19 protein-coding genes are annotated in these 26,405 nt (G+C 38.2%); 9 read left to right on the forward strand and 10 right to left on the reverse strand.

Translation table 11 applies throughout. From position 1 onward, the window contains the following. The first annotated feature begins 39 nt into the window (after nt 1-39). The 4 genes from ilvC (at nt 40) to IWB64_RS14850 (ending at nt 6,048) form a co-directional block, all read left to right on the forward strand. Nucleotides 40-1,515, forward strand: coding sequence for a ketol-acid reductoisomerase (ilvC, locus tag IWB64_RS14835; RefSeq protein ID WP_194534743.1), 1,476 nt, complete (start codon nt 40-42; stop codon nt 1,513-1,515). A 78-nt stretch (nt 1,516-1,593) separates the two neighbouring features. After that, a complete protein-coding gene (gene ilvA, locus IWB64_RS14840) occupies nt 1,594-2,844 on the forward strand; it encodes a threonine ammonia-lyase (RefSeq protein ID WP_194534744.1) in 1,251 nt (416 codons plus the stop codon). 147 nt (nt 2,845-2,991) lie between these two features. Further along, nucleotides 2,992-4,572, forward strand: a complete 1,581-nt coding sequence (locus tag IWB64_RS14845; RefSeq protein ID WP_194534745.1) for an NADP-dependent glyceraldehyde-3-phosphate dehydrogenase — start codon at nt 2,992-2,994, stop codon at nt 4,570-4,572. 276 nt (nt 4,573-4,848) lie between these two features. Next, nucleotides 4,849-6,048, forward strand: coding sequence for an MFS transporter (locus IWB64_RS14850; RefSeq protein WP_194534746.1), 1,200 nt, complete (start codon nt 4,849-4,851; stop codon nt 6,046-6,048). Between the two features lie 108 nt (nt 6,049-6,156). On the opposite strand, the gene leuB is transcribed toward IWB64_RS14850, so the two are convergent. The 6 genes from leuB to recG all read right to left on the reverse strand — a co-directional run bounded on the left by leuB (nt 6,157) and on the right by recG (nt 13,566). Then, nucleotides 6,157-7,215, reverse strand: coding sequence for a 3-isopropylmalate dehydrogenase (leuB, locus tag IWB64_RS14855; RefSeq protein ID WP_194534747.1), 1,059 nt, complete (start codon nt 7,213-7,215; stop codon nt 6,157-6,159). Nucleotides 7,216-7,283: 68 nt separating this feature from the next. Further along, nucleotides 7,284-7,631: a four helix bundle protein gene (locus IWB64_RS14860; RefSeq protein WP_194534748.1), complete on the reverse strand. Its 348-nt coding sequence runs from the start codon at nt 7,629-7,631 to the stop codon at nt 7,284-7,286. Between the two features lie 57 nt (nt 7,632-7,688). After that, on the reverse strand, nt 7,689-9,203 hold the full coding sequence (locus IWB64_RS14865) for an alpha-isopropylmalate synthase regulatory domain-containing protein (RefSeq protein ID WP_194534749.1): 1,515 nt from the start codon (nt 9,201-9,203) through the stop codon (nt 7,689-7,691). Between the two features lie 128 nt (nt 9,204-9,331). Then, nucleotides 9,332-9,928 (reverse strand): 3-isopropylmalate dehydratase small subunit, encoded by a 597-nt coding sequence (gene leuD / locus IWB64_RS14870; protein WP_194534750.1) that lies wholly within the window; start codon nt 9,926-9,928, stop codon nt 9,332-9,334. A gap of 38 nt (nt 9,929-9,966) precedes the next feature. Beyond that, complete coding sequence (gene leuC / locus IWB64_RS14875) at nt 9,967-11,382, reverse strand: 3-isopropylmalate dehydratase large subunit (protein WP_194534751.1); 1,416 nt, start codon at nt 11,380-11,382, stop codon at nt 9,967-9,969. A 78-nt stretch (nt 11,383-11,460) separates the two neighbouring features. After that, a complete protein-coding gene (gene recG / locus IWB64_RS14880) occupies nt 11,461-13,566 on the reverse strand; it encodes an ATP-dependent DNA helicase RecG (RefSeq protein WP_194534752.1) in 2,106 nt (701 codons plus the stop codon). A 78-nt stretch (nt 13,567-13,644) separates the two neighbouring features. Here recG and IWB64_RS14885 point away from each other — a divergent pair, with 78 nt between their 5' ends. Beyond that, nucleotides 13,645-15,705, forward strand: coding sequence for a M1 family metallopeptidase (locus IWB64_RS14885; RefSeq protein ID WP_194534753.1), 2,061 nt, complete (start codon nt 13,645-13,647; stop codon nt 15,703-15,705). 2 nt (nt 15,706-15,707) lie between these two features. Then, nucleotides 15,708-16,628 carry a patatin-like phospholipase family protein gene (locus IWB64_RS14890; RefSeq protein WP_194534754.1) on the forward strand — a complete coding sequence of 307 codons (921 nt, stop codon included), beginning with the start codon at nt 15,708-15,710 and terminating at the stop codon, nt 16,626-16,628. 78 nt (nt 16,629-16,706) lie between these two features. Here IWB64_RS14890 and IWB64_RS14895 read toward each other — a convergent pair whose 3' ends face one another. From IWB64_RS14895 to IWB64_RS14910, 4 genes are all read right to left on the reverse strand, one after another. Next, nucleotides 16,707-17,228 carry a DUF7935 family protein gene (locus tag IWB64_RS14895; RefSeq protein WP_194534755.1) on the reverse strand — a complete coding sequence of 174 codons (522 nt, stop codon included), beginning with the start codon at nt 17,226-17,228 and terminating at the stop codon, nt 16,707-16,709. 76 nt (nt 17,229-17,304) lie between these two features. Beyond that, entirely contained in the window at nt 17,305-18,075 is a 771-nt protein-coding gene (locus IWB64_RS14900) for an OmpA family protein (RefSeq protein ID WP_194534756.1), read from the reverse strand. Between the two features lie 71 nt (nt 18,076-18,146). Then, a complete protein-coding gene (locus IWB64_RS14905; RefSeq protein WP_194534757.1) occupies nt 18,147-19,715 on the reverse strand; it encodes an FMN-binding glutamate synthase family protein in 1,569 nt (522 codons plus the stop codon). 53 nt (nt 19,716-19,768) lie between these two features. Further along, nucleotides 19,769-21,043 carry an amidohydrolase gene (locus IWB64_RS14910; RefSeq protein WP_194534758.1) on the reverse strand — a complete coding sequence of 425 codons (1,275 nt, stop codon included), beginning with the start codon at nt 21,041-21,043 and terminating at the stop codon, nt 19,769-19,771. 259 nt (nt 21,044-21,302) lie between these two features. Between IWB64_RS14910 and IWB64_RS14915 the strand changes: the two genes are divergently transcribed. The 3 genes from IWB64_RS14915 to mscL are packed head-to-tail and all read left to right on the forward strand — an operon-like array spanning nt 21,303 to nt 26,329. Continuing rightward, entirely contained in the window at nt 21,303-23,165 is a 1,863-nt protein-coding gene (locus tag IWB64_RS14915; RefSeq protein ID WP_194534759.1) for a DNA topoisomerase IV subunit B, read from the forward strand. Nucleotides 23,166-23,191: 26 nt separating this feature from the next. Further along, the gene (locus tag IWB64_RS14920) at nt 23,192-25,882 is read left to right on the forward strand and encodes a DNA gyrase/topoisomerase IV subunit A (protein WP_194534760.1); all 2,691 of its coding nucleotides are present in this window, start codon (nt 23,192-23,194) and stop codon (nt 25,880-25,882) included. Between the two features lie 15 nt (nt 25,883-25,897). Continuing rightward, a complete protein-coding gene (gene mscL / locus IWB64_RS14925) occupies nt 25,898-26,329 on the forward strand; it encodes a large conductance mechanosensitive channel protein MscL (protein WP_194534761.1) in 432 nt (143 codons plus the stop codon). Nucleotides 26,330-26,405 lie beyond the last annotated feature (76 nt).

Genomic DNA, 26,405 nt, shown 5'->3' on the forward strand with positions numbered 1-26,405 from the left:
CAAGTAGCTTTGGGCGGAATTTAAAAACACGATTGAAAAATGGCAAATTACTTTAATACACTATCATTGAGAGATCAACTGAAGCAACTGGGCAAATGTAGGTTCATGGAAGCTTCGGAATTCGCCGATGGTGTATCAGCTTTAAAAGGAAAAAAAATAGTTATTGTTGGTTGTGGAGCCCAAGGTTTGAACCAAGGTTTAAACATGCGCGATTCAGGTTTGGATATCGCTTATACCTTGCGTGACGCTGCAATTAAAGAAAAAAGACAATCGTTTTTAAATGCTAGCGAAAACGGATTTACTGTTGGTACTTACCAAGAGTTGATTCCTAGTGCCGATATGGTTATTAACCTAACTCCGGACAAGCAGCATACAGCTGTAGTTAATGCGGTAATGCCATTAATGAAAAAAGGAGCTACATTATCATATTCTCACGGTTTCAACATCGTAGAAGAGGGTACTCAAGTTCGTAAAGACCTTACAGTAATAATGGTAGCGCCAAAGAGCCCGGGTTCTGAGGTTCGTGAAGAGTATAAAAGAGGTTTTGGTGTGCCAACTTTAATAGCGGTACACCCAGAGAACGATCCAGAAGGAAAAGGTTTGGAGCAAGCTAAAGCCTATGCTGCCGGTACAGGTGGGCACAGAGCAGGTGTTCTTGAATCTTCTTTTGTTGCTGAAGTAAAATCAGATTTAATGGGCGAGCAAACTATCCTTTGTGGGTTGCTGCAAACAGGAAGTATTCTTTGTTTCGATAAGATGATCGAGAAAGGTATTGATGCAGGTTATGCTTCTAAATTAATTCAATACGGATGGGAAACCATTACGGAAGGAATGAAATACGGTGGTATTACTAACATGATGGACCGTTTGTCTAATCCTGCAAAAATCAAAGCTTTTGAACTTTCAGAAGAATTGAAAGATATCATGCGTCCACTTTTCCAAAAGCATATGGATGATATTATGACTGGTCATTTCTCAAAAACAATGATGGAAGACTGGGCCAATGATGATAAAAACTTATTGACTTGGCGTGCAGAGACTGGCGAAACCGCTTTTGAAAAAACTCCTGCAGGTGATGATAAAATCTCTGAGCAAGAATTTTATGACAATGGCGTATTAATGATTGCTATGGTTAGAGCTGGTGTGGAATTAGCTTTTGAAAGTATGACAGAGTCCGGAATTATTGGTGAGTCTGCTTATTATGAGTCATTACACGAAACACCGTTAATCGCTAACACTATCGCAAGAAAGAAATTGTTCGAAATGAACCGTGTTATTTCTGATACTGCTGAATACGGTTGTTATTTATTTGATCATGCTTGTAAGCCTTTATTGACTGACTTTATGAAGAAAATAGATACTGATGTAATTGGTAAAGCATATGCTGCAGGGAAAGGTAACGGTGTTGATAACGCTAAGCTAATTACTGTTAATAAAGCACTTCGTGATCACAATGTAGAAATTGTAGGTGCAAGACTTCGTGGTGCTATGACGGCAATGAAGCCGATTGTATAATTTATAAAACAACCCTGTCCGGTTTTTTTAGTCTTCCAGAATATAAGGAAGTTTAAAATCTAGACAGGGTTTTTTAATATGACCTATTTTCCTAAAATATCGGATATAAAAAAGGCGGCTGCTACCATCGCAGAGGTTGCTACGGTTACTCCGTTAATGTCCAGCATACGTTTGTCAAAAGCGTTTGATTCCAATATACTTCTCAAAAGAGAAGATTTGCACAGGGTGCGTTCGTATAAAATCCGCGGGGCATTCAACAAAATAAGTTCGCTTTCGGAAAAGGAAAGAAAAAACGGAATTGTTTGCGCCAGTGCCGGAAATCATGCCCAAGGTGTAGCTTTTGCTTGTAACCATTTAAAAATTCCGGGTACAATATATATGCCATCGGTTACCCCTAAACAAAAAGTTGAACAAACTAGATTGTTTGGTGGGGAATGGGTGACAATAGTACTGGAAGGAGATACTTTTGATGATTCGTCAAAAAGTGCTAGAACGTTCTGCGAAAGCAATGCAAAAACGTTTATTCACCCTTTTGATGACCCTAAGGTAATAGAAGGCCAAGGGACTGTGGGCTTGGAGTTGTTAGACCAATTTAAGGAGCCTATAGATTATATATTCGTGGCAATTGGTGGCGGAGGATTGGCCTCTGGTCTAATCGGAGTTTTTAAAGAGCTATCGCCAAACACAAAAATTATTGGAGTAGAGCCAGAAGGAGCTCCGTCCATGGAGACATCCATAAAGAATAACAAAAATACGGAGCTTTCTAAAATTGATAAATTTATAGATGGTGCTGCGGTACAAAAAGTGGGAGACCTCACTTTTGAAATCTGTAAAAACGGACTTTATGATATGGTTACCGTTGCGGAAGGTAAGGTGTGTCAGACCATTTTAGATCTTTATAATAGAGATGCTATTGTTGTTGAACCTGCGGGTGCATTGACTATTTCCGCTTTAGATGGTTTTGCTGAAGAAATAAAAGGCAAAAATGTGGTTTGTATCCTTAGTGGAAGTAATAATGACATCACTAGAACAGCCGAGATTAAAGAGCGTGCATTACTTTATGGTCAACTTAAACACTATTTTATCGTTCGATTCCCGCAAAGACCAGGTGCTTTGAAAGAATTTGTGGCAGAGATTTTAGGTCCTGATGATGATATTACTCATTTTGAATACTCTAAAAAATCGAGTAGGGAGAATGCTCCTGCTATTGTAGGTATAGAATTAAAAAGTCCGGAAGACCTTCAGCCTTTAGTCCAGCGTATGAAAACAAATAACTTTTACGGAGATTATTTGAACGATAAGCCAGACCTTTTTCAATATTTGGTTTAGGTTCTCACAATTTCTAGCTCTTTTATGAAATTGACGCTAATCAGCTATATTTAGTATTCTCAAAAATAAGCTCTGATTTCTTAATTATGTATTTTCGTATAGCTACTCATTGTAGCATCATATCTATTATAATAAACCCTTCTGAAAATGAAAGCAATACCCAAAGAATACGAGATTGACCAAACAATAGACCAAAAAAAATATTTGGTTAATGGCGAACTGAAAACATGGGCAGGAAATACTACTGAAGTATTTTCTACTATATCATCAACAGAAGAGTACAAACCAACTTTATTGGGTAGTATTCCTGATATGGGAGAGCCGGCTGCCTTGGAGGCCTTGGATTCTGCTATGGGCGCCTATAAAAGAGGGCAGGGGGTTTGGCCTACCATGCATGTAAAAGACCGTATTGAGTGTATGGAGAATTTTGTGCGTCAAATGAAAACCAAACGAGAGATTGTTGTAAAGCTTTTGATGTGGGAGATAGGCAAGTCATTACCGGATAGTCAAAAAGAATTTGACCGTACGGTGGATTATATTAATGATACAATAGAAGATTACAAAGAACTAGACCGGAATTCGGCCAAGTTTCAGAAACACGATGGTGTTTATGCCCATATAAAAAGAGGATCATTAGGCGTTGTATTATGCTTAGGGCCTTATAACTACCCGCTAAACGAAACATTTGCTTTGTTAATACCTGCTATAATAATGGGTAACACCGTTATTTTTAAACCAGCTAAGCATGGTGTTTTATTGATTACTCCTTTGTTGGAAGCTTTTCAAACCTCTTTTCCAAAGGGAGTAGTAAATATTATTTTTGGTAGAGGTAGAGCGGTAGCTGCACCAATAATGCAGACCGGTAAAATAGATGTACTTGCATTAATAGGGAATAGTAAATCTGCGAATGCGTTACAAGAGCAACACCCAAAAAGCAATCGTTTGCGTTTGGTTTTAGGATTAGAAGCAAAAAACCCTGCAATTATCCTTCCTGATGCAGATTTGGATTTGACTATAGATGAATGTATCGCTGGTACGTTATCTTTCAACGGGCAAAGATGTACGGCACTTAAGGTTATTTATGTACATGAGGATATTAAAGATGAATTTTTAAAACGCTATTCAAAACGAGTAGATGAATTAAAATTTGGAAACCCATGGGAAGATAGTGTCAAGCTTACGCCTTTGCCAGAGCCTGGCAAGCCAGCTTATATTCAAGAGTTGATTGATGATGCTATTGGAAAAGGTGCAAAAATAATGAACAAAAAAGGAGGTAAGAAGTTTGACAATTATATCTGGCCAGCAGTACTTTTTCCTGTGAATAAAGATATGAGGGTATATCAAGAGGAGCAGTTTGGACCGGTTGTGCCTGTCCTTTCATTCTCTGATATTGAGGAGCCTTTAAATGATATGGCCGAAAGTAACTATGGTCAACAGGTAAGCCTTTTTGGGAAAGATGTTTATGCACTTTCACCGTTAATAGACACCTTGGTGAACTTGGTTTGTCGTGTAAACTTGAATAGTTCGTGCCAACGTGGACCGGATATGTATCCCTTTACTGGAAGGAAGGATTCAGCTCAAGCTACATTGAGTGTTCATGATGCATTACGTTCTTTTTCTATACGGACTTTTGTCGCTTTTAAGGATAATGATTTGAACAATGAGACCATTCAACAGTTGTTGGAGGCTAAGTTGTCTAATTTCGTGAGTACGGATTATATTTTGTAATCTATCCATTTAAACTTTGAAAGCACAAAGATTTCAATAATAGCTTTATGCATATTTCAGGATTTTAATGGAAATGCTAACATATGTTTAAAGTATAAGATTTTACCCCTATTTATAGGGGTATTCTTTTTTAAGGGTAATTATAAACACAAATCTGATAATCGCGCATATTTTTAATTGATTTTCTCGTCATACCTTTGTTTAAAATTTTCGTTAATTTTTAATGTAAGTTCCAAATCTTACAAATAATATTGTTTAACTAAAAAGGTGTGTGCTATGAAAACAAACACAGCAAACAGAAAAGCGCTAATAGCTTTAGCGATAGGAGGTTTTGGCATTGGGCTAACGGAATTCGTAATAATGGGAATTCTACCAGATGTAGCCAAAGGTTTGAATATTACAATCCCCCAAGCAGGTCATTCAATAGCAGCCTATGCATTAGGCGTGGTTGTTGGTGCTCCCTTATTAACCAAAATAGGAGCCAAGTTAAATTCACGTACAGTTCTCCTATTATTAATGGGGTGGTTTACGGTGTTTAATACGCTTTCCGGTTTTTCAGAGAGTTATACTACCTTATTGATAACTCGGTTTTTATCTGGACTCCCACATGGTGCATTTTTTGGAATAGGTGCCGTAGTTGCCGGTAAATTGGTGAAAGCAGGAAAATCTGCTCAAGCAATTGCTGTAATGTTCTCAGGGTTGACCATTGCAAATGTTATTGGTGTGCCAACCGGAACTTATATAGGACACCATTATGATTGGAGCTTATCTTTCTTTATGGTAGGAATTGTTGGATTTATGGCCATTTTAATTGTGCTTTTTTGGATGCCAAAAATAGAACCAGACCTTCCAAAAGCGCAATCAAATGAAAACAAAGGTTTGAGAAATGGCGAATTGTGGGCGCTTATCGCATTAACCACTATAGGTACAGGAGGTTTTTTCGCTTGGTATAGCTATATAGCCCCATTGGTAACCGATATTGCCGGAATGGGAGAAAACATGGTCAGTTATGCCATGATTTTGGCCGGTCTTGGTATGGTGGTCGGTAATTTCTTAGGAGCAAAAATGGCTGAGTGGTTTGCGCCTTTAAAAGCAGTAGCTATAAGTTTAAGTTTTATGGTGATTTTATTGCTCATCAATGCTGTAGTTGCAACAAATCCACAGATATTATTAATTATGACCTTTTTGATGGGGTTGGCTTCTTTTACGGTTTCAACACCTATTCAGATGGCGATCATAAATACATCTAAAGGAAATGAAATGTTAGGTTCGTCAATGAATCAAAGTGCCTTTAATATGGGTAACGCTTCTGGAGCTTATTTAGCAGGTTTGCCAATAGCATATGGATATAGTGTTGTTTATTCTGGAATTGTAGGTGCTGTGCTGGCAGGAACTGGTGTGGCAATGGCTATAGGTATCCTTGTATACAGAAGGCAACGAGCAAATAAATATAGGAAATTGGCTTATAATAGTTAACAGTAGGATAGAAATTCACCTAGTAACAGAGAGCTGAATCACAGTTTAAATGATAGAAAAAAACCTCCCAAGAAATATTCTTGGGAGGTTTTTGCTAATATGAATATATTAATAAACGTTCTTGGCCAACCAATCGCCAACTTCGCTTGTCTTGTATGCTTTAGCATCTTCCGAAAGGTCTTCGGTTACGATGCCTTCAGCTAAAGATTTGTTTACCACACGACGTATATCTTCCGCTTCTTGTTGAAGACCAAAATCTTCAAACATCATAGCTGCTGAAAGTACGGTAGCCAATGGGTTGGCAATGTCTTTTCCTGCTGCTTGTGGGTATGAACCGTGAATGGGTTCGTACAATTTTGTTTTCTCACCAACAGAAGCAGAAGGCATTAATCCCATAGAGCCTGAAATTACAGAAGCTTCATCAGTTAAAATATCTCCAAAAAGGTTTTCAGTAATAATTACATCGTATCCTTTAGGCCATTGTACCAATCTCATAGCCACGGCATCAACAAATTCATAAGACACTTCAACTTCTGGATAATCTTTCTCCATAGCTTGTACAGTCTCTCTCCATAAACGAGAAGACTCCAAAACGTTAGCCTTATCAACACAACAAAGTCGTTTTGAACGAGTCATTGCCATTTCAAATCCTTTTACAGCCAAACGTTGAATCTCTGCGCGAGTGTAGGTCATAGTGTCAAAAGCAGTGTTACCATTATCTTTTCTTCCACGTTCTCCAAAATAAACACCACCTGTCAATTCACGAAGGATAATTAAATCAGTACCTTCAATACGCTCACGCTTTAATGGCGATTTGTCAATTAAAGAAGGAAATGTAAAAGTTGGACGTACGTTCGCAAAAAGACCTAATTTTTGTCTCATTTTCAATAAACCTTGTTCAGGACGGACTTTTGCCGAAGGGTCATTGTCAAATCTAGGGTGGCCTATGGCTCCAAAAAGAACGGCATCTGCACTGGCACAAATTTCGTGAGTATCATCTGGATAAGGTTCTCCAACGGCATCAATAGCAGCAGCACCTGTTAATGCAGGTTTCCAGCTAATTTCATGCTTATATTTTGTTGCGATAGCGTCGCAAACTTTTACGGCTTGGTCAATAACTTCGGGGCCGATTCCATCTCCGGCCAATAGTGCAATGTCTAGTTTCATTCTCTTTGCTTTACGCGGCACGCCAATCGGTTTACGCTCTTTGTATACTAATTGGTGTGTAAGGTTAATTAAATTTTATTTATCAAATTATTTAAACTTCTCCTGATTTTGTCAACTTTGTCATTAAGTTCAGCAAAACTTTCTTGTTCCAAATATCCTAAATCTTTGGCTAAGACCGTAAAATATTCTAATTCATTTGCGGAACCTTGTGATATTATGAGAAACCGTCTGAATTCTGCATCTGATTCTCTTCCGCAACCTTCTACAATATTTGAGGGAATTGAGTATGCAGCTCTGCGCATTTGACTTACGATTCCATATATTTCCTGTTTGGGAAAATTTGAAGTTGATTTATAGATGTTTAAGGTGATTTCATGTCCTAGTTCCCAAACCTTATACTTTCTATAGTCTCTCATTTAATGTTAATATCAATTTTAGTTATAACTGCCATTGGCGATGTGCGAATAGCGTTATTAAATAATATTGAGCATCTTCTCTGTTGCTTTAATAGCAGATACCGTTTGATCGGAATCCAAACCTCGGGTAATGAATTCCTCGCTTTTGTTTTTCCAAGTAATTATGGTTTCACAAAGTGCATCGGAATTACTTCCCGGGGGTATTCTAACAACGTAATCTATTAAATTGGGCAATTCTATTTTTTTAGAAACATAGAGTTTGCGCAAAGCGTTCATAAAGGCATCGTACTGTCCATCTCCCTGTGCATGTGCTTCTAAAAGTTCTCCATTTATTTCAAGAGAAACCGTTGTTGACGGTCGCAATCCCATAGCGTGGGTGAGTACGTAAGATTTTATGAAAACCTTTTTTTGATGACTACCGCTATCTAAAATATCGGAAATAATATAAGGTAAATCTTCTTTGGTAACTCTTTCTTTTTTGTCGCCCAACTCAATAATACGTTGGGTAACTTTTTTGAGCTCATCATCATTTAGAGTAAGCCCAAGTTCTTGAAGGTTCTTTTGTATGTTGGCTTTTCCAGATGTTTTACCTAGGGCGTATTTACGTTTTCTGCCAAAACGCTCTGGTAGCAAGTCATTAAAGTAAAGATTATTTTTGCTATCTCCATCTGCATGTATTCCAGCCGTTTGCGTAAACACATTGTCACCAACAATTGGTTTGTTGTATGGTATGCCAACTCCAGTAAAAGCAGAGACTAATTTACTTACTTTGTATAGCGAAGATTCACTAACATTGATTTTTACATCGGTTAAAAAATCCTTTATTACGGCAACAACGCTTGCCATAGGAGCATTACCTGCTCGTTCACCCATTCCGTTAACGGTAAGGTGAAGACCATGGCAACCAGCTTTTACGGCCTCCATAACATTTGCTACTCCAAGGTCATAATCATTATGGCCGTGAAAGTCAAAATGAGTGTTTGGATACCGCTTCACAATCTCCGAAATGTAATCGAAAGTTTCTGTGTGTGTTAGTATGCCTAACGTATCAGGAAGCAGTACACGTTTTATAGGTTGTTGCGTTAGAAAATCTAGGTACTGAAAAACGTATTCTTTAGAATTCCGCATACCATTGCTCCAGTCCTCTAAATAAACATTGGTATCAATGTTATTTTTTAAAGCAAGTGCTATAGTTTTTTCAATATCCGAGAAGTGTTCTTGGGGTGTTTTTTTAAGTTGATGGGTAAGGTGATTTAATGAACCTTTCGTAAGCAAATTCTGTACTTTAGCACCTGCTTTTTTCATCCATTCTATAGAAACGCCACCGTCTACAAAGGTGAGTACCTCTACTTTGTCAATACAATTTTCTTCTGAAGCCCATTTTGAAATTTGCTTAACGGCTTCTAATTCTCCATCAGAAACCCTTGCCGAAGCAACTTCAATACGATCTACCTTTAGTTCTTCTACAAGAAGTTTGGCCAACGTTAGTTTTTCCGAAACCGAAAAAGATACTCCTGAGGTCTGTTCCCCGTCCCGAAGGGTGGTATCCATGATTTCCAGCTTTCTTTTCATTTGATCCAGAGTTTCTTTAGAACTATATTTTTGAAATCGATTTTGTATTGCATTATGTAAAGGGAAAACAATCTGCCGAAGTTAATATTCAACAGATTGTTGTCTCTTTATACTTCCGTATGGACAGCTTATAAAGGTCTGTCGGAAGCGAATTCTTTAATTTCTTCTGAAATATTTAATAGGTAGTCTATGTCATCAAACCCATTTAACATGTTCGCTTTTTTGTAAACGTTAATGTCAAAAGACTCAGATTCTCCACTTCCTTCAATAGTAATGGTTTGCTCTGGTAAGCTCACTTCAAAAGTAGCTTTTGGGTCGGCTTCAATAGCTTTTAAGATTTTATCTAGAAACTCGGCACTTACCTGAACAGGTAAAACACCAATGTTCAAACAGTTGTTTCTAAAAATATCGGCAAAAAAGCTAGATACCACAACACGGAATCCGTAATCATAAACCGCCCAAGCAGCATGCTCACGAGAAGAACCAGAACCAAAGTTCTTTCCTCCTACTAAAATTTTACCGCTGTAGGTTGGGTTGTTCAAAACAAAGTCCTTCTTTTCCGTACCATCGCTGTTGTAACGCCAATCTCTAAAAAGATTATCGCCAAAACCTTTACGCTCCGTAGCTTTTAAGAATCTTGCAGGTATAATTTGATCGGTGTCCACATTCTCTATAGGAAGAGGTACTGCCGATGATTTTAATGTATTGAATTTATCGTATGCCATAATTTCAAATTGTAATGCTGAATTTAGATGTAAATAAGTTAGGCTATTTCAAGTTCCATTAACTCCCTTGGATCCGTAACTTTCCCGGTAACGGCAGCTGCAGCAGCAACCAACGGACTAGCTAAAAGAGTTCTTGAACCAGGTCCTTGTCTACCTTCAAAGTTTCTGTTAGAAGTACTTACCGCATATTTACCGGCAGGCACTTTATCATCGTTCATGGCCAAACAAGCAGAACAACCAGGCTCACGAAGTTCAAAGCCAGCTTCGTTTAGGATAGCCAATAAACCTTCGTCTTTTATAGCTTTCTCAACTTGGTGTGAACCAGGAACCAACCATGCCGTAACATTAGCCGCTTTTTTACGTCCTTTTACCAAGGATGTAAACAATCTAAAATCTTCAATTCTTCCGTTCGTACAGCTTCCCAAGAAAACGAAATCGATAGGTTTACCCATCATACTATCGCCTTCACTGAAGTTCATGTACTGCAACGATTTTTTATAAGTAGCAACGCCGCCTTCTACAGCATCCGCTTGCGGAATACCATTAGAAATTCCGATGCCCATACCTGGGTTAGTACCGTAAGTAATCATCGGTTCTATATCGGCTGCGTTAAAAGTAATTTCTTTATCAAATTCTGCGCCTTCTTCGGTAGGTAGCGTTTCCCAATAAGCCATAGCCTTGTCCCATGCTGCGCCAGTTGGTGTAAACTCTCTTCCTTTTACATATTCAAAAGTCTTCTCGTCCGGAGCAATCATACCTCCACGAGCACCCATTTCAATACTTAGGTTACAGACGGTCATACGACCTTCCATAGTCATATCACGAAAAACCTGACCAGCGTATTCAACAAAATAGCCTGTAGCACCAGAGGTGGTTAATTGAGAAATGATATATAAGGCAACATCCTTAGGCGTAACTCCTTTGCCTAAACTACCTTCAACATTGATTCGCATGCTCTTTGGCTTGGTCTGCATAATACATTGTGTAGCCAAAACCATTTCTACTTCTGAAGTACCAATACCGAAAGCAATAGCTCCAAAAGCACCGTGAGTAGAAGTGTGTGAGTCACCACAAACAATTGTAGCGCCAGGTTGCGTAATACCGTATTCAGGACCTACAACGTGAACAATACCGTTCTTTTCGTGGCCAAGACCCCAATATGAAATACCAAATTCATTTGAGTTCTCCTCTAACATGCGCAACTGGTTTGCGGAAAGAGGATCAGCAACAGGTAAATGTTGGTTGATAGTAGGCGTGTTATGATCTGCCGTAGCAAAGGTTTTTTCAGGGTGTAGCACTTTAATGCCTCTGTTTTTTAAACCTAAAAAAGCAACGGGACTCGTTACTTCGTGCACTAAATGGCGGTCTATAAACAATACGTCCGGTCCGTTCTCTATGTGTTGTACCACATGTGAACCCCAAACTTTATCGAATAATGTCTTTTTTGTATTCATTTTATTTAAATTCTAAGCTCACAAATCTAACGAAAGTGGGCGTTATTAAGAAACTATTGCAGTTGAAAATTACGACGTTCAACTTATGTAATTCCAAATATTCTTATACTTCACAAGTTGAGAATAGGCATGTCTGATAACTAAATTTTCTGGTTTTTCAAGAGAAGGGTCGTCTTTTAAAAGTTGCATGGCATGGTAACGCGCAGTCTTTAGAATATCGTTATCTTTTACGATATCAGCGATCTTTAGGTTAAGTACACCGCTTTGCTGTGTTCCCATAATATCCCCAGGGCCTCGTAGTTTTAAATCTACTTCGGCAATTTCAAAACCATCGTTGGTATGCACCATGGTTTGCAGTCTGGTTTTTGCCTCGGCAGATAACTTGTTTCCTGTCATAAGGATACAGAAACTTTGGTCAGCACCACGCCCCACACGTCCTCTAAGTTGGTGCAATTGTGATAGGCCAAAACGCTCCGCGCTTTCTATTATCATAACAGACGCGTTAGGCACATTTACGCCAACTTCAATAACTGTTGTAGCCACCATGATTTGAGTTTCGCCTTTTACGAAACGGGACATTTCATATTCTTTGTCCGCCGGCTTCATTTGGCCGTGTACTATGGATATCTGAAAGTCGGGTAGGGGAAAGTCGCGCGCAATACTTTCGTAGCCATCCATTAAATCCTTGTAGTCTAATGCTTCTGATTCTTGTATAAGCGGATAAACAATATAAATCTGGCGTCCCTTCTTTATTTCGTCTCGTATGAATTGAAATACTTTTAAACGATTACTGTCATACCTGTGAACTGTTTTTATGGGTTTCCTACCTGGAGGTAGTTCGTCAATAGTTGAAACATCCAAATCGCCATATAGACTCATGGCCAATGTTCGCGGAATAGGCGTTGCCGTCATTACAAGAATATGCGGAGGAATGTCATTTTTATGCCAAAGTTTGGAGCGCTGCGCTACGCCAAAACGGTGTTGCTCATCCACTATGGCCAAGCCTAAATTTTTAAATTTCACCTTATCTTCTAGAAGCGCGTGGGTACCTATAAGAATCTGAAGTTCTCCGCTTTCCAATTGTTCATGAATGGGTTTGCGGGCAGATTTTTTCACAGAACCTGTCAAAAGAGAGCAACTAATACCTGTGCCTTCCAGAAGTTCTGAAATTCCAGTGTAATGTTGATTAGCTAAAATTTCTGTGGGAGCCATTAAGCAAGCTTGGAAACCATTGTCAATAGCTAGAAGCATTGCCATAACCGCAACAATAGTTTTTCCGGAACCTACATCTCCTTGAAGTAATCGGTTCATTTGGGCATTACTGCCCAAATCGCCTCTTATTTCTTTAATCACTCTTTTTTGAGCTCCTGTAAGTTCAAAAGGCAAATGATTTTTATAGAAGTCATTAAAGAGTATGCCAACCTGGTTAAAATTAAATCCTTTTATTTTCTTCTTGTGAAGCATGTTCTTCGCAATCAGCTGCATTTGGATATAAAAGAGTTCTTCAAATTTTAATCTGAATTGCGCTTTTGCTAAGAGCTCTTGATTTTTAGGAAAATGTATGTTGAAAAGCGATTCACTTTTGGGCAACAGCTTTAATTCAAATAATAATTTTTCAGAAAGCGTTTCTGTGAACCGACCTTTGGTTTCAATAAATATTTGTTGGACCAGTTTACTTATCACTCTATTAGAAATGCCTTTATTGCTAAGTTTTTCAGTAGAGGGGTAAACAGGCTGCATAGCTATCTTAAGACCTTGTTCGTGGTCTTTTTGGAGTTCCATTTCCGGGTGAGGCATAGAAAACTTACCATTGAACCAATTACACTTACCAAAAATTACATAAGGCGTATTGAGCTTTATGTTCTCGCGAATCCATTTTTGACCTCTAAACCAAACCAGCTCCATTTCACCAGTTTCATCAACAAAACTGGCTACAAGACGCTTCCCTTTCTTTTGCTCTACGGATTTAAGGTGGACTATTTTGCCCACAACCTGTACATCGGCAGAATTACGTTGTAATTGTCCTACCTTATAATACTGGGTCTTATCTATATATCTATTGGGAAAAAGGTTTAGTAAATCCTGAAATGTATGTATGCCTAGTTCAGACTGTAAAGTTTCGGCCCTATTAGGGCCTACACCTTTTAAGTATACGATAGGAGTCTGAAGTGAATTAGCGTTCATGGGACTAAATTAAGTGATAGGTACAATTGCCACAAACTAAAACGTTAAATTTGGTCTACTATTTGTTCCTAAGACTTCATGAGAAACCTTTTCGCACTCTTTTTTTTCTTTTCGATATGTTCTTGCTTTGGTCAACATCAAGATAAAGTCGACTTTATTCAAGCCGAGGTGTTTATTGAGCCTATTCCATTAAATAAGGAGATAAAAGGTGGTGTGATTTATCAGTTTGATGTGCTTCAAAATGTTGATTCCGTTTTCCTTGATGCAAAAGATATGGCATTTACAAAAGTTGAACTGGACGGTAAAAAAGTAGAGTTTACTAAGACAGATAAAACCATTTCAATTTATAAAAAGTTTAAAAAAGACAAATCGTATAAACTCACTATTGAGTATTTAGCCAAACCAAAGCAAACCGTTTATTTTTTAGGTTGGGGTGATAACATAGAAGGGAACGAACAGATTTGGACGCAAGGTCAAGGCAAGTATACCAGTCATTGGTTGCCCAGCTTTGATGATATGAACGAAAAAGTTGAGTTTGATCTATTTATTCAGGCGGGTAGAAAATTTGATGTAATAGCAAATGGTAAGTTGGCTGTGACTCCCCCTCAAATAGATGATAACCCAGTTTGGCTTTTTAATATGAAGAAGCCCATGAGCAGTTATCTGTTGGCTTTTACTATTGGTAATTACAGTAAACAGGAATTAGCTTCTTCTAGTGGCGTGCCCATTGAAAATTATTATTATCCTCAAGATAGTACAAGGGTAGAGCCAACTTACCGTTATACACAACAAATTTTTGATTTTCTAGAAGATGAAATTGGAGTGCCTTACCCATGGCAGAATTACAAACAGATTCCCGTTCGCGACTTTTTGTACGCAGGAATGGAGAATACGGGAAATACAATTTTTTCTGACGGTTATGTTATAGACTCCACCGCTTTTGTAGATAAGAACTTTGTAAATGTCAATGCCCATGAATTGGCACACCAGTGGTTTGGTAACTTGGTTACTGAAAAAGATGGAAACCACCATTGGCTGCATGAAGGATTCGCGACTTATTATGCTTATTTAGCCGAAAAGGAAATTTTTAGCAACGATCATTTTTACTGGAAGTTGTTTGAAACAGCAAAAGAGCTTCAGGAAATATCTGAGAATGGTAAAGGGAAAGCTTTGGTAGACCCTAAAGCGAGTAGTGCTACTTTTTATGAAAAGGGAGCATGGGCCTTGGTTATGTTAAAAGATAAAGTGGGAGATGAGGCGTTTAAAAAAGGAGTTGTAGCTTATTTGAATAAACATCAGTTTAAGAATGTAACTATTGAAGATTTTATAAAGGAGGTTGAACTGGCATCAGCTTTAAATTTAGATGAGTTTAGAGTAAAGTGGTTGCTGTCCACTGAGTTTCCTTATGACGATGTGAAGACCTTTCTAATGGCGAAAAACAAATCTATCCGGACTTTTTTCGTTTCTAAACACTCCGAAAAAGACCTTAGTGTTTGGTTACATGAAAATCGGCCCGTAGAATATAAAGAGGCATTAATTGATAAATTTGAAAAAGAGATAGTAGCGGGTGGATTGGAGATGATATTAATGGAAAGTCCTTATTTAGAAGTTCGTCAAAAAGGGCTTCAGCTAATTCAAAAAATTCCAATTAATAAAAAGGAAGTAGTGGAGAAATTGTTGACCGATAAAAGCTATGTGACCCAAGAACTAGCTTTGTATAAGCTATGGTCAACTTTTCCTGAAAGTCAAAAGGTATATTTAGATGCTATTAAGGGTGTTAATGGCTTGCCAAACAAAAATGTAAGGTTATTGTGGTTGTTGTTAGCGGTTGCCACTAATGATTATGAAGCTCAAAATACTACAAGGTATTTTGCGGAATTGAGCGGTTATACTTCTCCGGAATATGGATGGGAAGTTCGTATGTCCGCATTTCAATACTTGCGCGAAATAGGTTTTACAGATGAGGGACTCCTTAATCTTATCTATGCCACAAACCACCATTCATGGCAGTTTAAGAAATTTGCCAGAAGTCTAATAGATCAACTTTTGGAAGATGAAGATTATAAAATTCGTATCCAAAAACTGGTTGAGAAACTAAACGAAGACGAATCACGTTATATTTATACAAAACTTAATTAATAATGAGGGCATTAGTCATATCAGGTGGAGGTAGTAAAGGTGCTTTTGCAGGCGGCGTTGCGCAATACCTAATGGAAGAACTCCATCATGAATACGATTTTTTTCTTGGCACCTCTACAGGTAGTTTGCTTATTTCTCACTTAGCTCTTGCTAAAATTGAAAAAATAAAAGAGGTTTATACGAATGTGAATCAGCATAGTATTTTCAGTAATTGCCCTTTCACCATACAAAAGAAACATGGCGTGCATACCATTGGTATAGACCACTGGAACGTGTTAAAGAACTTTTACAAAGGAAGAAAGACCTTTGGGGAAAGTAGAAACCTTCTAAAGCTGATAAGAAATACATTAACGGTAGAAGAGTTTGAAAATTTAAAAAAGGGACCAAAGGAGATTATTGCAACGGTTTCAAACCTATCCTTAAATCAGGTAGAATACAAAAGCATTAATGATTGCACTTATGATGAGTTTTGTGAGTGGATTTGGATTTCATGCAACTACACACCTTTTATGAGTTTAGTCCGCAAGAATGGCTGTGAATATGCAGATGGTGGATTGGGAAACATGGTTCCTATAGAGGAAGCAATAAAACGAGGCGCTACAGAAGTAGACGTTATTGTTTTGCAGACGGAAGTAAGCCATTTAAACCGGTTGCCTTCCCGAAATGCCTTCTCGCTACTTACCACAATGTTTGAGTATATGTTGGACCGTATAGAGCATCAAAACATTAGGATTGGCAAATATGTAGCAAAACATAATGATGCTATTATCAACTTTTATTATACGCCAACGGTCTTAACCACTAATTCCCTGATTTTTGATAAGGAAAAAATGACGGTTTGGTGGGAGAGTGGTTACAACTTTGCTAAATATAAAAATGCGGAACTCAACCAAATAGAACCGGAAAAGGGCGAGGTACTATAAAATAAAAAACCGCACTAACTATTTAAAGTTGGCACGGTTTGTCTAAACTGGTTAAGTTTAATATATACTTTTATTCATTTACTGCCAGAGGTAACCTATTTCTCTTTTGATATAGGTTAATGCTGTTGATGAAGGCGATTGCTTCTCCATAGTTTCCGTAAGGATATCTTCTCGTAATTTATCAGCCGAATCGGTTTCGCTCATAGCTGCTTTACGAATCATTTGAACGGTCGCACTTTTAGCGGCCTTAATAACATTCCAACATTCGTCCGTCATATAAATTTGTTGCGAAAGGTTGTGTTCAAACTCGGTTTCAACGCTTTTTATCAAAAGACTTTCATATGCATTTTTGTCGGCAGATTTTGGTGCTACTCTAACCACTAAACTAGGTATAGCTATTCGCTCAAGAAAAAGTGCCATACGCTCGTATGCTTGTAAACGAACAGGTATAGTGTTCTTTTGTGAGTCTTTATGTAGTAGAAAGCGTCTGCGCCCGTCTTCGTTTTTAGTGTGTAACTTAAAAAAATAAAAGGCAACGACCCCTGTAACTACTGCAGGCAATAAAAAGCCGAACATTTGTAAAATTCCTTCTCCAGACATTTTTGTTGGTATTTGGTTTATTTGGATACTAGAACGGGGGATTTTATCAAAAAGTATACAAAATTTAGGATAACTTTTAGTTCTTCATCTGCTCTCGGACCATGAGATAGAATTTATTAAAATCAGGGTGAATGTTCACTTGAATACCTTCTTTTAAATTTCCATCTCTTCCTAATGCAGCAATACGCTCAGGAGCTATTGTGAATTTGTTTTGTAAGATAGCAGCGATGGCCATAGCCTGTTTTGCAGGAGTTTCAATATCTCCAGTCATACTAAGACCCTCTATGGTAACAGTTGTACTAGGATTGGCATTTAAGATATTTGCAATTTTCTCTGTCCAAGATTCTGCTTCAGGCGTAAGCGTAGTTCCAGTATCACTTCCGTATAAACTAGATAAATCTGAAGAAACAACCACAGCACCTTCGGCAACGCCTATTTTGGCATTTTCTCCCATAGTCTGCTTTACATTGGTCAAAACTGCTATAGTAATGGAATCATTGGTGGCAATGGCAGCTTTTATTGTTTTAAGTTGATCTTCTTTAGTTGCAAGATTGGCCATGGCAGTAGATACCATGCTCGAATTTTTATTAGAAACCTCTGCGAAATTATTCAAGTTCTTCATTAAAGTATTGTTCGCACTTTGAAGTTCAGTTACCTGATTTCCGTATGACTCCGCTTTGGTGACGGCTACTTTTTCATTCTTTCTTGCATCAAAAACTTCAGCGTTTACTGAGTCTAATTGCATTTTTAATTGTGCTATTTCTTCTATAAGGTCGCTTTTACGTTGGGCTTGTATGGATAAGCTAGCGAAAAGGATAAGACCAAAGGTAAGTATGGGGTGTTTCATAAATTACTCAGATTAAATTCTTGTTATATGATTTGGAAATTACTAATAACGTAAACAAATGTATATTATTCTTAGCTGTTTTCACAATGCTTTCCTCCCAAGTGAATGCAATCATGCAGTTTTTGCATATTCACAAAAGGAACTTTGGCCTTGTTGTAGCCATAAGAAGAAGCTAAACTACGGTTTAGAGAGTTGTCATCTACATTTAATTGAACGTCATCCATAGTGTACTGGCAAGGGTGTTCGTAACCCGAGGCATGAGTAATTTCTAGAAACTCTTTTCTAAAGGTCATAAAATATTGTGCTAAACGGTCTGATTTTAGCGGAACGTCAATTCCTTTCTGTAGCCATTTACTTTGAGTAGCAACACCTGCGGGGCAGCGATTGGTGTGGCAAACTTGAGCTTGAATACAACCTATACTCATCATTGCCTCGCGAGCAACGTTAATGCAGTCAACACCCATGGCAAAAGCCATTGCCGCCTTGGCCGGGAATCCTAGTTTTCCACTTCCAATAAAAACAATACGATCAGTGAGTTTTCTTTCTAGGAAAACCCTATATAGACTAGAGAAGCCATATACCCATGGCAATGAAACATGATCAGCAAATGATGGGGGAGCAGCACCGGTGCCGCCTTCACCACCATCTACAGTAATGAAATCGGGGCCTTTTCCGGTTTTTATCATTAAATCAGCTAGTTCTTCCCATTGGTCTAACTTTCCAATAGCTCCTTTAACACCTACAGGTAATCCAGTTTCTTCGGCAATGTTTTCAATGAGTTCAAGAAGTTCTTTAACGTTGCTAAACGCTTTATGAGTTGCTGGTGATAATACGTCTTTTCCAATTTCAACACCTCTAATCTCTGCAATCTCAGCGGTAATCTTAGCACCAGGTAGAACACCTCCTTTCCCTGGTTTAGCTCCTTGCGACAATTTAATCTCTATTGCTTTTATAGTAGGATTGTCAGTAACAAGCTTTTTCATTTTCTCCATGGAAAAATTTCCATCCGGCGTACGAACTCCAAAATAACCTGTTCCGATATGAAAAATAACATCACCTCCTTGTTTGTGATAAGGGGAAAGTCCGCCTTCACCTGTATTATGATAAGCATCAGCCTTCGCAACACCCTTGTTCATTGATTCTACAGCTGCAGCTGATAGCGAGCCAAAACTCATAGCAGATACATTAATAATAGAACTGGGGCGAAATGGCTTTTTTCTTTTATTGTGAACTCCCATAACCTTGGCACAAGGAATAAATGTTTTGTCAATTGCATTTACGTGATTTTCAGGTACCTTATATGCCATCATTTGATTCTTTATGAAAACATGCTGATGAGCATAGATATCACGATCAGTTCCAAAACCTTCGTAGTTGTTTTCCTTTTTCGCTGAAGCATAAATCCAACCTCTTTCTATACGATTAAAAGGAAGCTCTTCACGATTGTTCGCTACAAAGTATTGACGCATTTCCGGACCTATACTTTCTAGCCAATATCTTAAGTGACCTACTATAGGAAAGTTGTGCGAGATAGTATGTGAACGTTGAAAAAAGATATCTCTAAAGGCGACAATCAAAAGAAAAATCAATACCCAAACCCACCATGAAATACTTTGAAAAAATGAAATTATTTGGTCCATAAATATGTTTAGAACTATTTAAACTAATTGTTAAGGTTATTTATTTTAATCTGCTATTTACTAAGATAATCGATACTCATTTCTGTTAAAGCCTTTACGCCCAGTAATAGACCGCTATCATCTATGATGAAATCTGGTGTATGATGTGGAAAAGACTCTGTATTTCCGGGTGTCATCCCTCCTAAAAAGAAGAAGAAGCCTGGTACTTCTTTCTGAAAGTAAGAGAAGTCCTCCGCTCCTGTAACGGCCTTTTGTGTTTGCACATTGTTCTCTCCAGCTACTTTGTTTAAAGTAGGCAGCATTTTTGTTACCAAGTCTGGGTCGTTATACGTGATGTCTGTAGCGTCTTTTATTTCAATTGTAGCTTCACCGCCATAAGCTTTGGCAAGGGCGGGAACCATTTCCTCCATACGTCTATTGATTAGTGCCTTCATGTCATAATCTAAAGTACGGATGGTGCCAATCATTTCTGCACTTTCCGGTATGATGTTGAACCGTACACCACTTGTGATTTTTCCAACGGTGATCACTGCGGCTTCATTAGTCAATTCTGCTTCTCTACTAATGATGGTCTGTAAGCCATCAATAATTTTTGCGCTGATTAGAATTGGGTCAACACCGGACCAAGGTCTGGCACCGTGACTTTGCTTTCCTTTTACGTTGATAATAAATTTCTGGGCCGCCGCCATAGTGCCTCCCGATTTATAGCGAATTACACCCACCGGTGTTTGTGAGTTGATATGAAGGCCGAATATAGCGTCTACATCTGGGTTTTTGAGAACACCTTCTTTTACCATGAGTAGTGCACCACCTTCTTCACCTTCTGGCGGACCTTCTTCAGCCGGTTGAAAAATGAATTTGACTGTGCCTTTTATTTTATCGGTGTGTTTAGAAAGAATCTCGGCTACCCCCATGAGAATGGCTGTATGTGTATCATGTCCACAAGCATGCATAACAGGTACCTCTTCTCCTTTGTAATCTGTTACTACGGTAGATTTAAACGGAAGGTCATTTCGTTCAAAAACAGGTAACGCGTCAATATCTGCTCGCAAAGCAATGACTTTGCCTGGCTTTTTTCCTTTTAAAATACCAACCACCCCCGTATGGGCTACCCCAGTTTGTACTTCTATTCCTAATGAAGTAAGGTGTTTAGCAATCTTTTCTGCGGTTTTAAATTCACGGTTAGATAGTTCTGGATTCTGATGTATCTCTCTTCTCCATTCTATGACTTTAGGTTCAATGGCCTTATATTCTTTGTTAAAGTCCTGAGCTAGAATAGAAGTAATGCTTCCAGTGAAAACTAGAAGACTTAATAATAGTTTTTTCATTAAGTAGCGATTAAATGGTTTAAATGTGCTGACCCCAGATTATTTTAAACCGATGCTTTGGTCTGAAAAAGTCTCCAAGATTACAAGTTTTTGGCATTTTTGTGCAAATTGGTGTGTTATAAGGGTAAAATTTAGCATATTAAGCGAATATATCAACAAAATGGATAAATTCATTGTTAATTACTTTAACAGTTTGGGGTTTCATCTTTTTAATTGTCGTCTTATCTTTAGCGTTAGTTTAGTTCCAAACCCCTGATTTATGTCTGAGGAAAGTCAATATACAGAAGATAATATACGTTCACTCGATTGGAAAGAACACATTCGCCTGCGTCCCGGTATGTATATCGGTAAGCTGGGTGATGGTTCTTCGGCCGATGATGGTATTTATATCTTGTTAAAAGAAACCATTGACAATTGTATTGATGAGTTTGTGATGGGGGCTGGTAAGACCATTGAAATCTCAATTCATGGGGACCGTGTAATTGTGCGTGATTACGGTCGTGGTATTCCTTTGGGAAAGGTGGTGGATGTGGTTTCAAAAATGAACACCGGAGGTAAGTATGACTCGCGTGCATTTAAGAAGTCCGTTGGCTTAAACGGTGTAGGTACCAAGGCGGTGAATGCTCTTTCTAGCTTCTTTCGTGTAGAGAGCACCAGGGACGGAAAATCTAAGTCCGCCGAATTTCAAATTGGCGAACTTCAAAAAGAAGAGCTTCTTGATGAAACTACCAGACGAAGGGGTACAAAGGTTAGTTTTACTCCTGATGAAGCCATTTTTAAGAAATTTAAGTACAGAAACGAGTATGTGGAACGCATGCTCAAAAACTATGTATATCTAAATCCGGGATTGACTATCGTTTTTAATGGCGAAAAATTTTATTCGGAAAATGGATTAAAAGATTTACTGGAGGATAACAATAACGCAGAGGATATTCTTTATCCGGTTATCCATTTAAAAGGTGATGATATTGAGGTTGCCATTACACACAGTAAAACGCAGTATAGTGAGGAATATCACTCCTTTGTAAACGGACAGCATACGACCCATGGTGGTACGCACCAAGCGGCATTTCGTGAAGCTTTGGTTAAGACTATTCGTGACTTTTACGGAAAGAACTACGATGCCTCTGATATTCGGAAATCTGTTATTTCTGCAATTGCCATTAAGGTGATGGAGCCTGTTTTTGAAAGTCAGACAAAAACCAAGTTGGGTTCTACGGAAATGGGAGGTAAGTTCCCTACAGTGCGAACGTATATTAACGACTTTATAGGAAAGTATTTAGATAACTACCTGCACAAGAATCCGGAAACGGCAGAAAAGTTGCAGCGTAAAATTATGATGGCCGAAAGGGAAAGAAAGGATCTTTCCGGTATTCGTAAACTTGCTCGTGATCGTGCTAAGAAATCAAATCTTCATAATAAGAAGTTGAGGGATTGTCGCGTGCATTTGGGCGATATGAAACATGATCGTCGTTTAGATAGTACGTTATTCATTACTGAGGGAGACTCTGCTTCCGGTTCAATTACAAAATCACGTGATGTAAATACGCAGGCGGTATTCAGTCTTCGGGGAAAGCCGCTGAACTCTTATGGCATGTCTAAAAAAATCGTATACGAAAATGAAGAATTCAACCTGCTTCAGGCGGCTTTGAACATTGAAGAGTCTATGGAAGACTTGCGTTACAACAATGTGGTAATTGCAACGGATGCGGATGTTGATGGTATGCATATTAGATTATTATTGATTACATTTTTCTTGCAATTTTTTCCTGAATTGATAAAAGAGAATCATTTATACATTTTGCAAACGCCATTATTCCGGGTTCGGAATAAAAAAGAAACCATTTATTGCTATAGCGAGGATGAGCGAAGAAACGCAATGGAAAAACTATCCGGTAAACCAGAGATAACACGCTTTAAAGGTTTAGGTGAAATTTCGCCAGATGAGTTCCAGCATTTTATAGGTGAGGATATTAGGTTAGAACCGGTAATGTTAGATAAGGCAATGTCAATAGAAGCGTTATTAAGTTTTTATATGGGTAAGAATACACCGGATCGCCAAAAATTTATCATAGAAAATCTTAAAGTAGAGATAGACTTGGTAGAAGAAAACAAATTATAAACCAAAGAAATACAGAATTTTTCTGAATGGAGGAAAATGACGAACTGAACGAAGCTGAAAATCAGAATACACCTGACGACCAATCTGGGGAATCTGCTGAAGAGCAGCAAGAACAAATAGAAGATGTTGGGGCTACGGATGGCGATGAACAAGCGCCAGATGATGCATTAACCCGTGTAACGGGAATGTATAAAGACTGGTTTCTAGATTATGCATCTTATGTAATATTAGAGCGAGCAGTACCTGCAATAGAGGATGGTTTTAAGCCTGTGCAACGCCGAATTATGCACTCTCTTAAGGATCTTGATGATGGGCGCTATAATAAAGTAGCGAATGTTGTTGGGCATACAATGCAGTATCACCCACATGGGGATGCTAGTATTGCGGATGCTATGGTGCAAATTGGTCAAAAAGATTTATTGATTGATACCCAGGGTAACTGGGGTAACATATTAACGGGCGATCGCGCGGCGGCTTCAAGATATATTGAAGCTCGACTTTCTAAATTTGCCCTAGATGTAGTTTTTAGTCCAAAAATTACGGAGTGGCAACAGTCGTATGATGGCCGTAAGAAGGAGCCAGTTAATCTTCCTGTAAAATTCCCATTACTGTTAACACAGGGGGCAGAAGGTATTGCAGTTGGTCTTTCTACCAAGATAATGCCTCACAACTTTATTGAGGTCATTGATGCTTCTATTAAGCATTTAAAAGGACAGCGTTTTAAGCTGTTTCCTGATTTCCCTACATCAGGAATTATTGATGTGTCCAATTATAATGAAGGACTTCGTGGAGGGAAAATCAGAGTGCGAGCAAGAATAGCTCAGCATTCTAAAACTACGCTGATTATAAGTGAGATACCCTACGGAACTAACACTTCTTCTTTAATAGATTCTATTCTTAAAGCAAATGATAAGGGTAAAATAAAAATTAAAAAAATTGAAGATAATACGGCTGCAGATGTAGAGATTTTGGTACATCTGCCAACCGGTATTTCTCCTGATAAAACTATTGATGCACTGTATGCATTTACAGCATGTGAATCTTCTATTTCGCCACTGGGTTGTATTATTGAAGATAACAAACCGCTCTTTATTGGAGTTATTGAAATGTTGCGTCGTTCTACAGATGCTACAGTAGAATTACTTCGCCGGGAACTTGAGATTCAACTAGCTGAACTTGAAGAGCAATGGCATTTTGCTTCGTTAGAAAGAATATTCATAGAAAACCGTATTTATCGTGATATAGAAGATGAGGAAACCTGGGAAGGTGTAATCGCTGCTATAGATAAAGGTCTGGCTCCATTTACCAAGCACTTAAGACGGGCGGTTACGGAAGAAGATATTGTTCGTCTTACGGAAATACGAATTAAGCGTATTTCAAAATTCGATTTAGATAAAGCACAACAATACCTTGACAATCTGGAAGAAAAGATTGCAGAGGTTAAGCATCACTTGGCAAACCTTGTTGATTATGCTATAGCTTATTTCCAAAGATTAAAAGATACTTATGGTAAAGGCCGCGAGCGTAAATCTGAAATCCGACTTTTTGATGATATAGAGGCGACCAAGGTAATTATACGGAACACCAAGCTATATGTGAACCGAGAGGAAGGTTTTGTAGGTACATCTTTGAAGCGTGATGAATATATTACGGATTGTAGCGATATTGATGATGTTATCGCTTTTACCCAAGACGGTAAAATGATGGTATTCAAAGTTGATTCAAAGACTTTTGTTGGCAAGGGTATTATATATGTGGCTGTTTTCAAGAAAAAGGACAAACGTACCGTCTATAATATGATTTATAGGGATGGTAAAGGAGGAGCTACCTATATTAAGCGTTTTAACGTAACTAGTATTACCCGAGATAAACCTTATGCAATGGGCAGTGGTTTGCCAGGTACTTTCGTGCATTATTTCTCAGGAAACCCTAATGGAGAGGCAGAGGTAGTGTCTGTGAGCTTGCGTCAAGTAGGAAGTATCAAAAAATTGAAATGGGATATTGATTTCGCTAAAATCATGATTAAAGGTCGTTCTTCAAAAGGGAACGTAGTCACCAAATATTCCGTGAAGCGCATTGATTTAAAGGAAAAGGGTTTATCTACCTTAAAACCTAGGAAATTATGGTTTGACGATACGGTTCAACGATTAAATATTGATGACAGAGGTGAGTTTTTAGGTGAATTCACTAGTGAGGATCGCTTGTTGATTATAAATCAAAATGGATTAGTGAAAACGGTTATTCCTGAGCTAACCCTTCATTTTGACGAAGATTTGGTAGTTCTTGAAAAATGGAATCCTAAAAAACCAGTTTCGGTGGTTTATTGGGAGGGTGACAAGGAACTGTTTTACGTAAAACGTTTCTTAATCGATCATCCGGATAAAGAAGAAAATGTGCTTACCGATCATCCAAAATCCCATGTAGAAATCATCAGTACAGATTACAGGCCAATGATTGAATTGGTGTTTGCCAAGAAGCGCGGACAAGACCGAAAAGACAATTTAGAGCTGAATCTAGAGGAGTTTATTTCTGTAAAAGGAATAGGGGCAATGGGTAATCAATTGACTAAAGATAAGGTATTGGAAATTAATATGTTAGAGCCATTACCTCATGAGGAACCTGAACCACAAAAAACCGAAGGAATAGAGGGAGTGGATGATGAAAAAGGAAAAATAGACGATGAGGATGATGAAGCTCAGACCTCATTGTTCGAATAAAGCGTAAAGTCTACTATGAAAAATTTTATTCAAGATTTCAAGAATTTTGCCATTAAAGGTAATATGATTGATATGGCTATAGGTATTATTATTGGTACTGCTTTTAATAATGTCATCAACACGTTAGTCAAAAAAATTATCATGCCGCCTTTGTCCTTAATGACGGACGATGTTAATCTTAGTAGTAAGAAATATGTGCTTCGTGAAGCGCTTGGTACTGCACAGGAAGTGGCAATAGGTTACGGTGAAATGCTAGAGGCGCTAATTGATTTCTTGATTATAGCACTGACAATATTCGTGGTTATCAAAGGGTTTCATAGCTTTAAGTCAAAGGCGGAAGACCCTCAAAATAAGGAAGTTGAGACACCTAAGAATATTGAATTGTTAGCTAGTTTAGAGAAGTTGATGCAAGAGCAGAATGCATTGCTACGGGATAAAAAAATATAATTACTTCAGAACATAGTATCTATATTGGCTATGTTAGAATAGTCTTAATTAATGGCCTTAATATAAATGTAGGTCT

Source organism: Zobellia nedashkovskayae (assembly GCF_015330125.1).
GTDB lineage: Bacteria > Bacteroidota > Bacteroidia > Flavobacteriales > Flavobacteriaceae > Zobellia > Zobellia nedashkovskayae.

What these genes read in the sequence shown, in the direction of transcription:
- ilvA (WP_194534744.1), top strand. Translation starts at nt 1,594, where the DNA reads ATGACCTATTTTCCTAAAATATCGGATATAAAAAAGGCGGCTGCTACC.
- ilvC (WP_194534743.1), top strand. Translation starts at nt 40, where the DNA reads ATGGCAAATTACTTTAATACACTATCATTGAGAGATCAACTGAAGCAA.
- IWB64_RS14845 (WP_194534745.1), top strand. Translation starts at nt 2,992, where the DNA reads ATGAAAGCAATACCCAAAGAATACGAGATTGACCAAACAATAGACCAA.
- leuD (WP_194534750.1), bottom strand. Translation starts at nt 9,928, where the DNA reads ATGGCATACGATAAATTCAATACATTAAAATCATCGGCAGTACCTCTT.
- leuC (WP_194534751.1), bottom strand. Translation starts at nt 11,382, where the DNA reads ATGAATACAAAAAAGACATTATTCGATAAAGTTTGGGGTTCACATGTG.
- IWB64_RS14900 (WP_194534756.1), bottom strand. Translation starts at nt 18,075, where the DNA reads ATGAAACACCCCATACTTACCTTTGGTCTTATCCTTTTCGCTAGCTTA.
- IWB64_RS14895 (WP_194534755.1), bottom strand. Translation starts at nt 17,228, where the DNA reads ATGTCTGGAGAAGGAATTTTACAAATGTTCGGCTTTTTATTGCCTGCA.
- IWB64_RS14885 (WP_194534753.1), top strand. Translation starts at nt 13,645, where the DNA reads ATGAGAAACCTTTTCGCACTCTTTTTTTTCTTTTCGATATGTTCTTGC.
- IWB64_RS14915 (WP_194534759.1), top strand. Translation starts at nt 21,303, where the DNA reads ATGTCTGAGGAAAGTCAATATACAGAAGATAATATACGTTCACTCGAT.
- IWB64_RS14905 (WP_194534757.1), bottom strand. Translation starts at nt 19,715, where the DNA reads ATGGACCAAATAATTTCATTTTTTCAAAGTATTTCATGGTGGGTTTGG.
- IWB64_RS14920 (WP_194534760.1), top strand. Translation starts at nt 23,192, where the DNA reads ATGGAGGAAAATGACGAACTGAACGAAGCTGAAAATCAGAATACACCT.
- recG (WP_194534752.1), bottom strand. Translation starts at nt 13,566, where the DNA reads ATGAACGCTAATTCACTTCAGACTCCTATCGTATACTTAAAAGGTGTA.
- IWB64_RS14850 (WP_194534746.1), top strand. Translation starts at nt 4,849, where the DNA reads ATGAAAACAAACACAGCAAACAGAAAAGCGCTAATAGCTTTAGCGATA.
- IWB64_RS14865 (WP_194534749.1), bottom strand. Translation starts at nt 9,203, where the DNA reads ATGAAAAGAAAGCTGGAAATCATGGATACCACCCTTCGGGACGGGGAA.
- mscL (WP_194534761.1), top strand. Translation starts at nt 25,898, where the DNA reads ATGAAAAATTTTATTCAAGATTTCAAGAATTTTGCCATTAAAGGTAAT.
- IWB64_RS14910 (WP_194534758.1), bottom strand. Translation starts at nt 21,043, where the DNA reads ATGAAAAAACTATTATTAAGTCTTCTAGTTTTCACTGGAAGCATTACT.
- leuB (WP_194534747.1), bottom strand. Translation starts at nt 7,215, where the DNA reads ATGAAACTAGACATTGCACTATTGGCCGGAGATGGAATCGGCCCCGAA.
- IWB64_RS14860 (WP_194534748.1), bottom strand. Translation starts at nt 7,631, where the DNA reads ATGAGAGACTATAGAAAGTATAAGGTTTGGGAACTAGGACATGAAATC.
- IWB64_RS14890 (WP_194534754.1), top strand. Translation starts at nt 15,708, where the DNA reads ATGAGGGCATTAGTCATATCAGGTGGAGGTAGTAAAGGTGCTTTTGCA.